Origin of the sequence: Silanimonas sp. (assembly GCF_027530345.1) — a bacterium.
Classification (GTDB): Bacteria; Pseudomonadota; Gammaproteobacteria; order Xanthomonadales; family Xanthomonadaceae; genus Silanimonas.
The window spans coordinates 77,875-91,577 of record NZ_JAPZQK010000002.1 but is presented as its reverse complement, the minus strand read 5'-3'; the positions used below and the strand labels follow the sequence as shown (position 1 = coordinate 91,577).

Genomic DNA, 13,703 nt, shown 5'->3' with positions numbered 1-13,703 from the left:
CCGGCTAGTCTAGCGGGATGGACACGCCCCACCTCCCCACCGATGCCGAGTTGGCCGCGCTGGCGCGGCAGCTCGCCGATGCCCTCATCGCCCAGCGCCTGTTCGTCAGCACCGCCGAAAGCTGCACCGGCGGCTGGATCGCCAAGACCCTCACCGATCTCGCCGGCAGTTCGGGCTGGTTTGACTGCGGCATGGTCGCCTACAGCTACGAGGCCAAGCAGGCCATGCTCGGCGTGCGGCCGCAGACCCTCGAGCGCGAGGGCGCGGTCAGCCGCGAAACGGTGATCGAGATGGTGTCGGGCGCGCTGGTGAATTCGGCGGCCTCGGTGGCCGTCGCGGTGACGGGCATCGCCGGCCCTGGCGGCGGGACGGTCGACAAGCCGGTCGGCACCGTCTGGATCGGCTGGAAGCGTCGTGGCGGATACCCGAAGGCCGAGGTGTTCCACTTCGCCGGCGACCGCGAGGCGGTGCGGCGCCAGACCATCGCGGCGGCGCTGCGGGGACTGCTGGGCTTGACCGCCGGCTGACGGGAAGTGGGGCGGGGGCACCCCTCGCAGGGCCTTGGGGGTTGTGGTGTTTGCTGGTTAGTAGTATTACTACCCACATGCCGCTGACCGACGTCCAAACCGCCATCCTCGAACTGATCGCCGAACGCATCGAGTCGGAGGGCATGCCGCCTTCGCAGACCGAGATCGCCCGTGCTTTCGGCTTCAAGAGCGTGCGCGCCGCGCAGTACCACCTCGAGGCCCTCGAGACCGCCGGAGCCATCGAGCGCCTGCCGGGCAAGGCCCGCGGCCTGCGCGTTCTGCAGGCGCCGGCTAGGGCGCAGTCGGCCCTCCCTCTGGCGCCATCGACTGACGACGACGCGGTGCGCCTCCCGGTGTTGGGCCGTGTGGCCGCGGGCCAGCCGATCGGCGCAGACATCGGTAGCGACGCTACGGTTGTGCTGGATCGCCACGTCTTCCACCCGACGCCCGATTACCTGCTGCGCGTCCAGGGCGACTCGATGCGAGACGAAGCCATCCTCGATGGCGACCTGATCGGCGTGCGTCGCACCGCCGATGCACGCCACGGACAGGTCGTCATCGCCCGGGTGGACGGCGAGATCACCGTGAAAGTGCTGCACTTCGGCGGTGACGGCCTCCGGCTGATGCCGCGCAATCCCGAGCACGCGCCGATCGCTGTCGCCGAAGACCAGGATTTCGCCATCGAAGGTTTGTTCTGCGGCCTGCTGAGGCCGTCGCGATGAACGCCGACGTGCGCAGTCGATGCCTTCGCACTGGGGTGAGCGGTGTTTCCCGCTGCCCGGCGATGTGCCCGGCCCCGATGCTTTCCCTGCGTTCCGCCGCTGTCTCAGTCCGTGCGAAACGCCTCCCCCAGACTCCTTTCCACACCCTCTGACCCGAGACCCGACATGACCGCGATGGACGAAAACAAGAAGCGCGCCCTCACTGCCGCCCTGACCCAGATCGAACGCCAGTTCGGCAAGGGCACGGTGATGCGCATGGGCGACAAGAACGTGGAAGCCGCCGAAGTCATCGGCACCGGTTCCCTGATGCTCGACATCGCGCTCGGTATCGGCGGCCTGCCGAAGGGCCGCGTCATCGAGATCTACGGGCCGGAGTCCTCGGGCAAGACCACGCTGACCCTGCAGGTCATCGCCGAGTGCCAGAAGGCGGGCGGGACGGCGGCCTTCATCGACGCCGAGCACGCGCTCGACCCGATCTACGCGCAGAAGCTGGGCGTCAAGCTCGACGACCTGCTGGTCAGCCAGCCGGACACGGGTGAGCAGGCACTGGAAATCGCCGACATGCTCGTGCGTTCGAACGCCGTCGACGTGGTGGTGGTCGACTCGGTCGCCGCACTGACCCCGAAAGCGGAAATCGAGGGCGAAATGGGCGAGATGCAGGTCGGACTGCAGGCCCGCCTGATGAGCCAGGCCCTGCGCAAGCTCACCGGCAACATCAAGCGCAGCAACACGATGGTGATCTTCATCAACCAGTTGCGCATGAAGATCGGCGTGATGATGCCGGGCCAGAATCCCGAGACCACCACCGGCGGCAACGCGCTGAAGTTCTACGCGTCGATCCGTCTCGACATCCGCCGCATCGGTGCCGTCAAGAAGGGCGACGACATCATCGGCAACCAGACCAAGATCAAGGTCGTCAAGAACAAGCTGGCGCCGCCCTTCAAGCAGATCGTCACCGAGATCCTTTACGGCGAGGGCATCAGCCGCGAGGGCGAACTGATCGACATGGGCGTCGATGCCAAGCTCGTCGAGAAGTCGGGCGCCTGGTACAGCTATGGCACCGAGCGCATCGGCCAGGGCAAGGAGAACGCGCGCGCCTGGCTCAAGGACAACCCGCGCCAGTGCGCCGAGCTCGAGGCCAAGCTGCGTGAGCTCTACGTTCCGGCCGAGAGCCGCAGCGAAGAGTCCGAAGAGCCCGCTGACGCGTGAGTGGCGAGGGCGCTGACGACCGCGAGCCATCCCCGCGTGGTCGTCGCGAGCGCCCTGCGGTTCCTGCCTACCAGCGGGCCCTCGGGCTCCTGGTCCGGCGCGAGCACTCGGCCACTGAGCTGAAGCGCAAGCTGCGCGGGAAGGGCGTCGAGGTCGACGAGCTCGACGCTGCCGTTGAGACCCTGCAGCGGCAGGGCTTCCAGGACGATCGCCGCTACGCCGAGGCCTTGGTTCGAAGCCGTGCATTGGCAGGGCAGGGTCCGATCCGCATCCGCGCCGAGTTGCGCGTCAACGGCGTGCCAGCGGCCGATGTCGACGCGGCGTTCGAGGTGGCGGAAGCCGACGGCCTCGATTGGGCGGACACCGCGGCTCGCGTCGCGGCTCGCTTCCTTCCCGCGCTTCGGGCTGCCGGGCGGGGGGCGGAAGCGATCAAATTGCGTCACAAGGCCGTGAGCTTCCTGCTGCGGCGAGGGTTTTCCCAGGACCAGGCCCGGCAGGCCCTGGCCCTGTGTGCCGAAGGCGACGACGAGCCCTGAGCCAATCCCCGCGCGCCCCCTGCTACCCTTGAAGGCTGACTTTCCGCCTCCCATGTCGGCATGACGCGGCCTCGGCCGTGCCCTTCCGACCCGCCTTCAGGTTCCGCATGAAAACCAGCGCCGAGATCCGCCGCGACTTCCTCGAGTTCTTCCAGTCGAAGGGCCACACGATCGTCCCGTCCAGCCCGCTCGTCCCGGGCAACGACGCCACCCTGCTGTTCACGAATGCCGGCATGGTGCAGTTCAAGGACGTGTTCCTTGGCGCCGAGAAGCGCAGCTACACCCGCGCCGTGTCCTCGCAGCGTTGCGTGCGCGCCGGCGGCAAGCACAACGACCTCGACCAGGTCGGCTACACCGCCCGCCACCACACCTTCTTCGAGATGCTGGGCAACTTCAGCTTCGGCGACTACTTTAAGAAGGACGCCATCTGCTGGGCGTGGGAACTGCTGACCGAAGTCTGGAAGCTCCCGAAGGACCGCCTGCTCGTCACGATCTACCACACCGACGACGAAGCCTTTGCCATCTGGAACCAGACGGTCGGCATCCCGGCCGAGCGGATCATCCGCATCGGCGACAACAAGGGCGCGCCCTACGCCAGCGACAACTTCTGGCAGATGGCCGACACCGGCCCCTGCGGCCCCTGCACCGAGATCTTCTACGACCATGGCGCCCACATCGCGGGCGGCCCCCCGGGCTCGCCGGATGAAGACGGCGACCGCTTCATCGAGATCTGGAACAACGTCTTCATGCAGTTCGATCGCCAGCCCGACGGCAGCCTGCTGCCGCTGCCGGCGCCCTGCGTCGACACCGGCATGGGCCTCGAGCGCCTCGCGGCCGTGCTGCAGCACGTGCACAGCAATTACGAGATCGACCTGTTCCAGCACCTGATCAAGGCCGCTGCGGCGCTGACGGACACGAAGGATCTCGAGCACAAGTCGCTGCGCGTCATCGCCGACCACATCCGCGCCGCCAGCTTCCTGATCGTCGACGGCGTGCTGCCGTCGAACGAGGGCCGCGGCTACGTGCTCCGCCGCATCATCCGCCGCGCCACCCGCCACGTGTGGAAGCTTGGCGCGCTGAAGCCCGAGGGCGTGTTCTGGCGCATGGTCCAGCCGCTGGTCGAGGCCATGGGCGAGGCCTATCCGGAGCTCAAGGCGCAGCAGGGCACGGTGGAAGCGGCGTTGAAGGCCGAGGAGGCCGCGTTCGCCACCACGCTTGATGCCGGCATGCAACGCCTCGATGCCACCCTGTCGAAGGCTGGCGTAGTGCTCGACGGCGAGTCACTCTTCCAACTGCACGACACCTACGGCTGCCCGCCCGATCTCATCCTCGACATCCTGCGCGAGCGCAGCTTGTCGCCCGCTGCCGATGCCATGTCGGTCTACGAGCAGCGCATGAACGAGCAGCGCGAGCGCGCCCGCGCCGCCGGCAAGTTCGGTGGTGGCATCGTCATGCCGGCCGAGCTCATCGCCAAGCTGAATCCCACGCAGTTCCTCGGTTACGAATCGGTCGAGGCCGAAGATTGCCGCGTCGTCGCGCTGCTGCGCGACGGCAAGCCGGTCGAGCGCATCGCCTCGGGCGAGGAGGGCGTGGTCGTCCTCGACAAGACCAGCTTCTACGCCGAGTCGGGCGGCCAGGTCGGCGATACCGGCCGTCTCATCGATGCGCGCGCCGATGCCTTCGAGGTGCAGGACACGCTGAAGCTCGCGGGCCAGTTCCATGCGCACCTCGGCCGTGTCAGCGCCGGTGGGCTCGCGATCGGTGATCGCGTGTCGGCCCGCGTGGACGATGAGCGCCGCCAGGACGTCGTGCTTAACCACTCGGCCACCCACCTGTTGCATGCGGCCCTTCGCACGGTGCTGGGCGAGCACGTCACGCAGAAGGGCTCACTGGTTGCCCCGGACCGTCTGCGCTTCGACTTCTCGCACTTCTCCGCCGTCACGCCCCAGCAGCTCGCCACCATCGAGTCGATGGTGAACGCCGAAGTTCGCCGCAACGCCGAGGCGGAAGTGCACCACATGGGCATGCAGGAAGCGCTCGATTTCGGCGCGATGGCGCTTTTCGGCGAGAAGTACGGTGAGCGCGTGCGCGTGCTGCGCATGGGTGAATTCTCGACCGAGCTCTGCGGCGGCACCCACGTGCATCGCACCGGCGACATCGGCCTGTTCAAGATTGTTTCGGAGAGCGGGGTCGCCGCCGGCGTGCGCCGCATCGAGGCGGTTACAGGGCGCGGTGCGCTGGCCGAGATCGCAGCGCAGGACGCGGTGCTGGAGCAGGCGGCCGATCTCGTCGGCGGTCGTGCGTCCGATCTGCTCGACAAGCTGCGCGGCCTGCTCGATCGCCAGAAGAAACTCGAGCGCGAGATCGAGTCGTTCAAGGCCAAGGCGGCGGCAGGCGCCAGTGCGGATCTCGCGTCGCAGGCTGTCGACGTCGGGGGCGTCAAGGTGGTTGCTGCGCGCCTTGAAGGTTTCGACGCCAAGGGGCTGCGCGATGCCGTCGACAACATCAAGCAGAAGCTCGGCGACGTCGTCGTCATCCTCGCTGCGGCCAACGATGGCAAGGCCAGCCTGATCGCCGGCAGCCACGGCGCCGCGCTCGCCAAGGTCAAGGCTGGCGACCTGCTCTCGCACGTGGCGCAACAGGTGGGCGGCAAGGGCGGCGGGCGTCCCGACATGGCGCAGGGCGGTGGCAATGACGGCGACGCCTTGGTCGCGGCACTCGCGGCGGTTCCAGGCTGGGTAGCCAGCAAGCTCGGTGCCTGAGCGTGCGGCGGATGCTGACGGAGCTTGCCTTTTCCAAGGCCCTGGCGCGTTGCGCGTGAAGTCCAGCGCGCCTAGTATCGGTGGTCTGTGCGGTGCGTCGTGCAGAGCCGATCAGGCTGCGGTGGGCTCGGATGCCGCCGCGGTCCGGTGTAGGAAGAACCCCGGACGAGGAACACGCGTATGTTGATTTTGACCAGGCGGGTCGGTGAAACCCTGATGATCGGCGATTCCGTGACCGTGACGGTCCTCGGCGTCAAGGGCAATCAGGTGCGCATCGGCATCACCGCCCCGAAGGAAGTTGCGGTGCATCGCGAAGAGATTTTCCAGCGCATCCAGCGCGACGAAGCCGGCAAAGGGCCATCCAGAGGCAAAGAAGATTTGCCCGGAGAGGCGTGAGCCGTTACTCTTTGCGCCCGCGCCGATGAGGTGCGGGTCGACGGAGTGATGCCCGAGAGGCCGAAGGGGCTCCCCTGCTAAGGGAGTATAGGGTCAAAAGCTCTATCGAGGGTTCGAATCCCTCTCACTCCGCCACGTCGATGCCGCCCTCGGGCGGCGTCTTCGTCTGGCGGGAATAGATCGCCCGCGCGTTTGCATCAATCGCATGCGTCGCGGTGGTGGTTCAGAAAAGTGGGTTCCGGGGCTTGACGTCCCGACATCCACTCCGCATAATTTCACTTCTACGCGCCCGTAGCTCAGTTGGATAGAGCACCAGGCTACGAACTTGGGGGTCGGAGGTTCGAATCCTTCCGGGCGCGCCATCGATCAAACAAGGTGCTTCGGCACCTTTTTTGTTCGGAGGAGAGACGCGGCATCGCGTCGATCCAGTGGTCCAACACAATTCGCGTGGCAGTCGTTCTTCGCCCGACCGCTTCAAAGCCGGGGTATAGCTCAGTCTGGTAGAGCGCCAGCTTTGGGAGCTGGATGTCGGGGGTTCGAATCCCTCTGCCCCGACCAGTTGCGTGGTCTGGTGGTGTCGATAAGCTGATGCCCCGGCGTCGGGTCCGGTGGGTCCATCCGTTTCTGAGCGCCCGTAGCTCAATCGGATAGAGCACCGGCCTTCTAAGCCGGCGGTTGCAGGTTCGATTCCTGCCGGGCGCGCCAGTTTCAATGTGGTGGATGTAGCTCAGTTGGTTAGAGCACTGGATTGTGATTCCAGGGGTCGCGGGTTCAAATCCCGTCTTCCACCCCAGCCCTTCAGTAGGGCATAATTCGCCTTCGCAGTCGCGTCGGCGACGAGGTTTCCGGGCCGTTAGCTCAGTTGGTAGAGCAGCGGACTCTTAATCCGTAGGTCCTAGGTTCGAATCCTAGACGGCCCACCAAACCTCGAACGCCGCTTCGCCTGCTCCAAAGCCTGCGAGAGTGGCGAAATTGGTAGACGCGCTGGATTTAGGTTCCAGTGGGGCAACCCGTGAGAGTTCGAGTCTCTCCTTTCGCACCAAGCAGCATCCGGTGCGGAGGATTTGAGGCCTGACTCCGCGGGTTTTTTCGTTTCCAGCGCGCGCGACGAGCGCGGCACAACACGCGACATTTCAGGAGTCACCATGCACGTTTCCGTTGAATCCATCGGCAGCCTGGGGCGCAAGCTTTCGGTCAGCGTCCCGGCCGAGCGCCTCGAGAGCGCCGTGGGCAACCGCCTTCGCGAGCTCTCGCGCACGGTGCGCATGAACGGCTTCCGCCCGGGCAAGGTCCCCGCGAAGGTCATCGAGCAGCGCTTCGGCTCGCAGGTGCGTTCGGAGGCTTATTCGGATGTCGTGCGCGACACCTTCGGCGAGGCCCTGCGCCAGCAGAACCTGCAGCCGGTGGGCCAGCCCGAGATCAACGCCGAAGGCGGCGTCGCGGAAGAAATCCGCTATACGGCCACCTTCGAAGTGGCGCCGGACTTCGGCGACATCGACATCACCACGCTGGCGATCCAGCGGGCCGCCGCGTCGGTCGAAGACACCGACATCGACAACATGATCGAGACGCTGCGCCAGCAGCGCCGTTCGTGGAACGTCGTCGAGCGGGCCGCGCAGGCCGGTGATCTCGTCAACGTCGAGAACTTCGCCATGGTCGATGGCAAGCGCCTGCCTGAAGAAGGTGTCGAGCGCGGCGTGACCGTCGTCGGCAGCAACATGCTGTTCCCGGCGATCGAGCAGGCCCTGGTCGGCCTGTCGGCCGGCGAGGAAAAGACCGTCGACGTCACTTTCCCGGGTGACTGGCGCGTCGCCGAGCTCGCCGGCAAGACCGCGCAGGTCAACGTCAAGGCGGCCAAGGTTTCCGAGCAGAACCTGCCGGCGATCGATGAGGCTTTCATCAAGAGCTTCGGCGTCAAGTCCGGCAAGCTCGACAAGTTCCGCGATGAAGTGCGCAGCAACTTGCAGCGCGAGCTGAAGGGCGCGTTGTCGGCCCGCCTGCGCTCGGAGGTGGCCCAGAAGCTGGTCGCCGCCTACGCCCACATCGAACTGCCGCCCCGCCTGATCGAGGCCGAGGCCCGCTCGATGGCCGCCCAGGCCGCCGAGAATGCCCGCCGCCAGGGCCAGAACGTCGGCCAGGTCGACCATGCCCCGTTCATGGCCGCCGCGCGCAACCGCGTTTCGGCCGGCCTGATCGTCGGCGAAGTGGCCAAGCGCAACAACCTGCGCCTTGAACCGAAGCGCGTGAACGAAGCCATCAACCTGATCGCCTCGACCTACGAGGATCCGCAGCAGGTGGTTGATCTTTACCGCAACGACCCCAATCTGATGCAGGGCCTGCAGGCGCGCGTGATGGAAGAGCAGGTGATCGACTGGATCGCCGAGCGTGCGCAGGCGACCGACGTGGCGATGTCCTTCACCGACGCGCTGCGCCCGAACGCCTAAACCGAACCGGAGCGCCCCATGGAACCGACCAAGAGCCTCAACCTCGTCCCGATGGTGGTCGAACAGACCGCCCGCGGCGAGCGCGCGTACGACATCTACTCGCGCCTCCTGAAGGAGCGGGTGATCTTCCTGGTCGGCCCCATCGACGACTACATGGCGAACGTCGTGGTCGCCCAGCTGCTGTTCCTCGAGGCCGAGAACCCCGAGAAGGACATCAGCCTGTACATCAACTCGCCGGGCGGCGTCGTCACCGCCGGCCTGGCGATCTACGACACCATGCGCTTCATCAAGCCGGACGTGAGCACCATTTGCGTCGGCCAGGCCTGCTCCATGGGCTCGTTCCTGCTTGCCGCCGGCGCCAAGGGCAAGCGCTACGCCCTGCCGAACTCCCGCGTGATGATCCACCAGCCCTCGGGCGGCGCGCAGGGCCAGGCGACCGATATCGCCATCCAGGCCAAGGAGATCCTGTATCTCCGCGAGAAGCTGGCCCGCGAGTACGCTGCCAACACCGGCAAGTCGGTGGAACAGATCGAGAAGGACCTCGAGCGCGACCTGTTCATGAACGCGGAAGAGTCGAAGACCTACGGCCTGATCGACGCCGTGCTCGAGCGCCGTCCGGACGACACGGTGCAGGCCGGCTGAACGCCGCCGTTTTCCCCTTCACGCCACGCCAGCACCCCGGGGCTTCCGCTCCGGGGTGCCGGTGCTATTCTCGGGCCGAGACCGCTGCCCCCGGGTTTCCCAAGAAATGACCGACGACCGACCCAGCCGCCCCGCCGACAGTTCCAAGATCCTCTACTGCTCCTTCTGCGGAAAGAGCCAGCACGAGGTGCGGAAATTGATCGCAGGCCCCAGCGTGTTCATCTGCGATGAATGCGTCGAGCTCTGCAACGACATCATCCGCGAGGAACTCGAGGACAAGTCGCAGGCGGCGCGCAGCCACCTGCCGAAGCCGAAGGAAATCCTCGAAGTGCTCGACCAGTACGTGGTCGGCCAGCCGCGCGCGAAGAAGACCCTCGCCGTCGCGGTGTACAACCACTACAAGCGCATCGAATCACGCCAGAAGGGCGACGACGTCGAGCTGGCGAAGTCCAACATCCTGCTGATCGGTCCGACCGGTTCGGGCAAGACGCTGCTGGCCGAGACGCTGGCGCGCCTGCTCAACGTGCCGTTCACGATGGCCGATGCCACGACGCTCACCGAAGCCGGCTACGTCGGCGAGGACGTCGAGAACATCATCCAGAAGCTGCTGCAGAAGTGCGACTACGACGTCGAGAAGGCGCAGCAGGGCATCGTCTATATCGATGAGATCGACAAGATCTCGCGCAAGAGCGAGAACCCGTCGATCACCCGCGACGTGTCGGGCGAAGGCGTGCAGCAGGCCCTGCTGAAGCTGATCGAAGGCACGGTCGCCAGCGTTCCGCCGCAGGGTGGCCGCAAGCACCCGCAGCAGGAGTTCCTGCAGGTCGACACGCGCAACATCCTGTTCATCTGCGGCGGCGCTTTCGCGGGCATCGAGAAGGTGATCCAGCAGCGCAGCACGGAGGCCGGCGGCATCGGCTTCTCGGCCAAGGTGAAGAGCCAGTCCAACAAGGCTGACGCCGGCAAGCTGATGGCCGAGGTCGAGCCGGAAGACCTGATCAAGTTCGGCCTGATCCCCGAGTTCGTCGGCCGCCTGCCGGTGGTCGCGACGCTGGAGGAGCTGGACGAAGCCGCGCTGGTGAAGATCCTCACCGAGCCGAAGAACGCTATCGCCAAGCAGTTCAAGAAGCTGTTCGACATGGAAGGCGTCGAGCTGGAGATCCGCCCGGACGCCTTGGCTGCCGTGGCCCGCAAGGCGCTGAAGCGCAAGACCGGTGCCCGTGGCCTGCGGACGATCCTGGAGTCGGTGCTCCTCGACACGATGTACGAGCTCCCCTCGAAAGAGAACGTCAGCAAGGTCGTGGTCGACGAGTCGGTGATCGAGCACAAGACCGAGCCGTACCTGATCTACACCACCCCGGCACCGGCACCGCAACGTGCCGCTTCCGGCGACTGAGTTCGGGCGCCAACATGAATACCAGCAAGCCCCGCCCGGTTTCCGAGGCGGGGCTTGTTGTTTCCGGGGCAGGGCGTCCCCATCCTGCGTCCATGGGCCGACACCGGCCGCAAGGAGCCTGACATGAGCCGCGAATCCACTCACGACCTGCCGATCCTGCCGCTGCGCGACGTGGTGGTGTATCCGCACATGGTCATCCCGCTGTTCGTCGGGCGCGACAAGTCGATCAAGGCGCTCGACGTGGCCATGGCCGCCGACAAGCAGATCCTGCTGCTGGCGCAGACCAGCCCCGAGACCGACGACCCCGCCGGCAGCGACCTCTACCGCATCGGTACACTCGCCACCGTGCTGCAGTTGCTGAAGCTGCCCGACGGCACCATCAAGGTGCTCGTCGAAGGCGTGTCGCGCTTCAAGGTGAGCGACGTGCGCGATGTCGAGGGCGCGTTGATGGGCCGCGGCGTGGTGACCGAGTCGATCGCTGGCGATGACGAACGCGAGGCCGATGTGGCCCGGCGCTCGCTGCTCGCCCTGTTCGAGCAGTACCTGAAGACCAACCGCAAGCTGCCGCCGGAATTGATGACGACGCTGTCGGGCATCGATGATCCGGAGCGCTTCGCCGACACGGTAGCCGCGCACGTCAGCGCGCGCCTCGTCGACAAGCAGAAGGTGCTCGAGACCGCGAAGGTCATGGAACGCATCGAGATGCTGATCGGCCTCGTCGAAGGCGAGATCGACGTGCAGCACATCGAGAAGCGCATCCGCGGCCGCGTGAAGTCGCAGATGGAGAAGAGCCAGCGCGAGTACTACCTCAACGAGCAGATGAAGGCCATCCAGAAAGAGCTGGGGGATGGCGAGGAAGGCACGAACGAGGTGGACGAGCTGGCGAAGAGGATCGCCAACGCCGGCATGCCCAAGCCCGTCGAGGCCAAGGCCAAGGCCGAGCTCAACAAGCTCAAACAGATGTCGCCGATGTCGGCGGAAGCCACTGTCGTGCGCAACTACATCGACTGGCTGGTCGGCGTGCCGTGGAAGAAGCGCAGCAAGGTGCGCAAGGACCTGAAGGCCGCGCAGCAGGTGCTGGATGCCGACCACTTCGGCCTGGAGAAGGTGAAGGACCGCATCCTCGAGTACCTCGCGGTGCAGTCGCGCGTGTCGAAGATGAAGGGACCGATCCTGTGCCTCGTGGGCCCGCCGGGCGTGGGCAAGACTTCGCTGGGCCAGAGCATCGCAAAGGCGACGAACCGCAAGTTCGTGCGCATGTCGCTGGGCGGCGTGCGCGACGAGGCCGAGATCCGCGGCCACCGTCGCACGTACATTGGTTCCATGCCCGGACGGATCGTGCAGAACCTCAACAAGGTCGGTTCGAAGAACCCGCTGTTCGTGCTCGACGAGATCGACAAGATGTCGATGGACTTCCGCGGCGACCCGTCTTCGGCGTTGCTGGAAGTGCTCGACCCCGAGCAGAACCACAGCTTCAACGACCACTACCTCGAGGTCGATCTCGACCTCTCCGAGGTGATGTTCGTCGCCACGTCGAACTCGCTGAATATCCCCGGCCCGCTGCTCGACCGCATGGAGATCATCCGCATCCCCGGCTACACCGAGGAGGAGAAGCTCAACATCGCGACGCGCTACCTGCTGCCGAAGCAGCTGAAGGCCAATGGCCTGAAGGACGGCGAGCTGGTGGTGGCGGAATCGGCGCTGCAGGACGTAGTGCGCTACTACACGCGTGAGTCCGGCGTGCGCAGCCTCGAGCGCGAAGTCGCGAAGATCTGCCGCAAGGTGGTGAAGGAGATTGCACTCGCGGGCCCGATGCCGGTTTCGAAGAAGACGGGCAAGGCGGCGGCACGCAAGGCCATCCAGGTCAATGCGAAGAACCTCGACAAATACCTCGGCGTGCGCAAGTACGACTTCGGTCGTGCCGAAGCGCAGAACGAGGTCGGCCTCGTCACCGGACTCGCGTGGACGGAAGTCGGCGGCGACCTGCTGCAGATCGAAGCCAGCCTGTCGCCGGGCAAGGGCGCGCTGCTGCTCACCGGACAGCTCGGGGACGTGATGCAGGAATCGGCCAAGGCGGCGTACACCGTCGTGCGTTCGCGCAGCGCCGCATTCGGCATCGACCCGGACTTCCACCAGAAGTTCGACACCCATGTGCATGTGCCCGAAGGCGCGACGCCGAAGGACGGTCCGAGCGCCGGCATCGGCATGGTCACCGCGCTCGTCTCGGCGCTGACCAAGGTGCCCGTGCGCGCCGACGTGGCCATGACCGGCGAGATCACGTTGCGCGGGCGCGTGCTGCCGATCGGCGGCCTCAAGGAGAAGCTGCTCGCGGCGCTGCGTGGCGGCATCCGCACCGTGGTGATCCCGGATGAGAACCGCAAGGATCTCGTCGACCTGCCGAAGTCGGTGCTGCAGGGTCTCGAAATCATCCCCGCAAAGTGGATCGACGAGGTGCTCGACGTGGTGTTGGAGCGCCCGCTAGTTCCCGTCGCCGCCGCGGCCAAGGAGGAGGCGCCCGCCACGGCCGAGACCACCAAGGAAAAGGTCAAGGCCGACGACGGCGGAGCCGACGCCGGACGGGCGCACTGACCGCGAAAACGCGCGCGACTGGAATCGCTGCAAGCCGCGCCGTTGCTGCGTTTGGCTTGTTGCGACGCTGAAATGCCGCTGGTATAACGGCACGCAGCCCCGGTCCACGCACCGGCGGGCTGAATGCCGCTGGCGCCCGCAGGACGGTGCGCCGGCAGAACACATCCGCGGGGAAGCCCGCCCAGGGAGTCAAGAATGAACAAGTCTGATTTTGTCAACGCTGTCGCTGATGCCGCCGAGCTGTCGAAGGCCGATGCCGGTCGCGCCGTCGACGCCGTGGTCGAGACCATCAAGAAGGCGCTGAAGAAGGGCGACACCGTGACGCTGGTCGGCTTCGGCACCTTCGCCGTCCGCAAGCGCGCCGCCCGTCAGGGCCGCAATCCGCAGACCGGCGCGACCATCAAGATCAAGGCCTCGAAGTCGCCTGCATTCAAGGCTGGCAAAGCGCTGAAGGATGCAGTAAACTAACGTCCTCGCTCG

The 13,703-nt window shown here is 66.1% G+C and carries 11 protein-coding genes and 7 tRNA genes; all 18 read left to right on the top strand.

Annotated elements, in window-relative coordinates:
- Positions 1-17 precede the first annotated feature (17 nt).
- The 18 genes from O9255_RS00635 to O9255_RS00550 all read left to right on the top strand — a co-directional run bounded on the left by O9255_RS00635 (position 18) and on the right by O9255_RS00550 (position 13,691).
- Positions 18-527: a CinA family protein gene (locus O9255_RS00635; protein WP_297864887.1), complete on the top strand. Its 510-nt coding sequence runs from the start codon at positions 18-20 to the stop codon at positions 525-527.
- A 77-nt stretch (positions 528-604) separates the two neighbouring features.
- The gene (gene lexA / locus O9255_RS00630; protein ID WP_297864886.1) at positions 605-1,249 is read left to right on the top strand and encodes a transcriptional repressor LexA; all 645 of its coding nucleotides are present in this window, start codon (positions 605-607) and stop codon (positions 1,247-1,249) included.
- Between the two features lie 174 nt (positions 1,250-1,423).
- Positions 1,424-2,458, top strand: coding sequence for a recombinase RecA (gene recA, locus O9255_RS00625; RefSeq protein ID WP_297864996.1), 1,035 nt, complete (start codon positions 1,424-1,426; stop codon positions 2,456-2,458).
- Positions 2,455-2,994, top strand: coding sequence for a regulatory protein RecX (locus O9255_RS00620; RefSeq protein WP_297864885.1), 540 nt, complete (start codon positions 2,455-2,457; stop codon positions 2,992-2,994). The genes recA and O9255_RS00620 overlap by 4 nt, the downstream gene beginning before the upstream one ends.
- A 107-nt stretch (positions 2,995-3,101) precedes the next feature.
- The gene (gene alaS, locus O9255_RS00615; RefSeq protein WP_297864884.1) at positions 3,102-5,756 is read left to right on the top strand and encodes an alanine--tRNA ligase; all 2,655 of its coding nucleotides are present in this window, start codon (positions 3,102-3,104) and stop codon (positions 5,754-5,756) included.
- A 180-nt stretch (positions 5,757-5,936) separates the two neighbouring features.
- Entirely contained in the window at positions 5,937-6,152 is a 216-nt protein-coding gene (csrA, locus tag O9255_RS00610) for a carbon storage regulator CsrA (RefSeq protein ID WP_297864883.1), read from the top strand.
- 42 nt (positions 6,153-6,194) lie between these two features.
- Positions 6,195-6,287, top strand: a tRNA-Ser gene (locus O9255_RS00605).
- Positions 6,288-6,437: 150 nt separating this feature from the next.
- Positions 6,438-6,514 (top strand) — tRNA-Arg (locus tag O9255_RS00600).
- Positions 6,515-6,633: 119 nt separating this feature from the next.
- Positions 6,634-6,710, top strand: a tRNA-Pro gene (locus O9255_RS00595).
- 70 nt (positions 6,711-6,780) lie between these two features.
- Positions 6,781-6,857 (top strand) — tRNA-Arg (locus O9255_RS00590).
- An 11-nt stretch (positions 6,858-6,868) separates the two neighbouring features.
- A tRNA-His gene (locus O9255_RS00585) sits at positions 6,869-6,945 on the top strand.
- 54 nt (positions 6,946-6,999) lie between these two features.
- Positions 7,000-7,075: transfer RNA gene (locus O9255_RS00580), tRNA-Lys, on the top strand.
- A gap of 34 nt (positions 7,076-7,109) precedes the next feature.
- A tRNA-Leu gene (locus O9255_RS00575) sits at positions 7,110-7,194 on the top strand.
- 103 nt (positions 7,195-7,297) lie between these two features.
- The gene (tig, locus tag O9255_RS00570; RefSeq protein ID WP_297864882.1) at positions 7,298-8,596 is read left to right on the top strand and encodes a trigger factor; all 1,299 of its coding nucleotides are present in this window, start codon (positions 7,298-7,300) and stop codon (positions 8,594-8,596) included.
- Positions 8,597-8,614: 18 nt separating this feature from the next.
- A complete protein-coding gene (clpP, locus tag O9255_RS00565) occupies positions 8,615-9,238 on the top strand; it encodes an ATP-dependent Clp endopeptidase proteolytic subunit ClpP (RefSeq protein WP_297864881.1) in 624 nt (207 codons plus the stop codon).
- Between the two features lie 106 nt (positions 9,239-9,344).
- A complete protein-coding gene (clpX, locus tag O9255_RS00560) occupies positions 9,345-10,634 on the top strand; it encodes an ATP-dependent Clp protease ATP-binding subunit ClpX (RefSeq protein WP_297864880.1) in 1,290 nt (429 codons plus the stop codon).
- Positions 10,635-10,757: 123 nt separating this feature from the next.
- Positions 10,758-13,223, top strand: a complete 2,466-nt coding sequence (lon, locus tag O9255_RS00555) for an endopeptidase La (protein WP_297864879.1) — start codon at positions 10,758-10,760, stop codon at positions 13,221-13,223.
- 195 nt (positions 13,224-13,418) lie between these two features.
- Entirely contained in the window at positions 13,419-13,691 is a 273-nt protein-coding gene (locus tag O9255_RS00550) for an HU family DNA-binding protein (protein ID WP_297864878.1), read from the top strand.
- Positions 13,692-13,703: the final 12 nt, after the last annotated feature.

Excerpts from the sequence above, each read along its gene's own strand:
- O9255_RS00635 (WP_297864887.1), top strand. The coding sequence starts at position 18 with ATGGACACGCCCCACCTCCCCACCGATGCCGAGTTGGCCGCGCTGGCG.
- lexA (WP_297864886.1), top strand. The coding sequence starts at position 605 with ATGCCGCTGACCGACGTCCAAACCGCCATCCTCGAACTGATCGCCGAA.
- recA (WP_297864996.1), top strand. The coding sequence starts at position 1,424 with ATGGACGAAAACAAGAAGCGCGCCCTCACTGCCGCCCTGACCCAGATC.
- alaS (WP_297864884.1), top strand. The coding sequence starts at position 3,102 with ATGAAAACCAGCGCCGAGATCCGCCGCGACTTCCTCGAGTTCTTCCAG.
- csrA (WP_297864883.1), top strand. The coding sequence starts at position 5,937 with ATGTTGATTTTGACCAGGCGGGTCGGTGAAACCCTGATGATCGGCGAT.
- tig (WP_297864882.1), top strand. The coding sequence starts at position 7,298 with ATGCACGTTTCCGTTGAATCCATCGGCAGCCTGGGGCGCAAGCTTTCG.
- clpP (WP_297864881.1), top strand. The coding sequence starts at position 8,615 with ATGGAACCGACCAAGAGCCTCAACCTCGTCCCGATGGTGGTCGAACAG.
- clpX (WP_297864880.1), top strand. The coding sequence starts at position 9,345 with ATGACCGACGACCGACCCAGCCGCCCCGCCGACAGTTCCAAGATCCTC.
- lon (WP_297864879.1), top strand. The coding sequence starts at position 10,758 with ATGAGCCGCGAATCCACTCACGACCTGCCGATCCTGCCGCTGCGCGAC.
- O9255_RS00550 (WP_297864878.1), top strand. The coding sequence starts at position 13,419 with ATGAACAAGTCTGATTTTGTCAACGCTGTCGCTGATGCCGCCGAGCTG.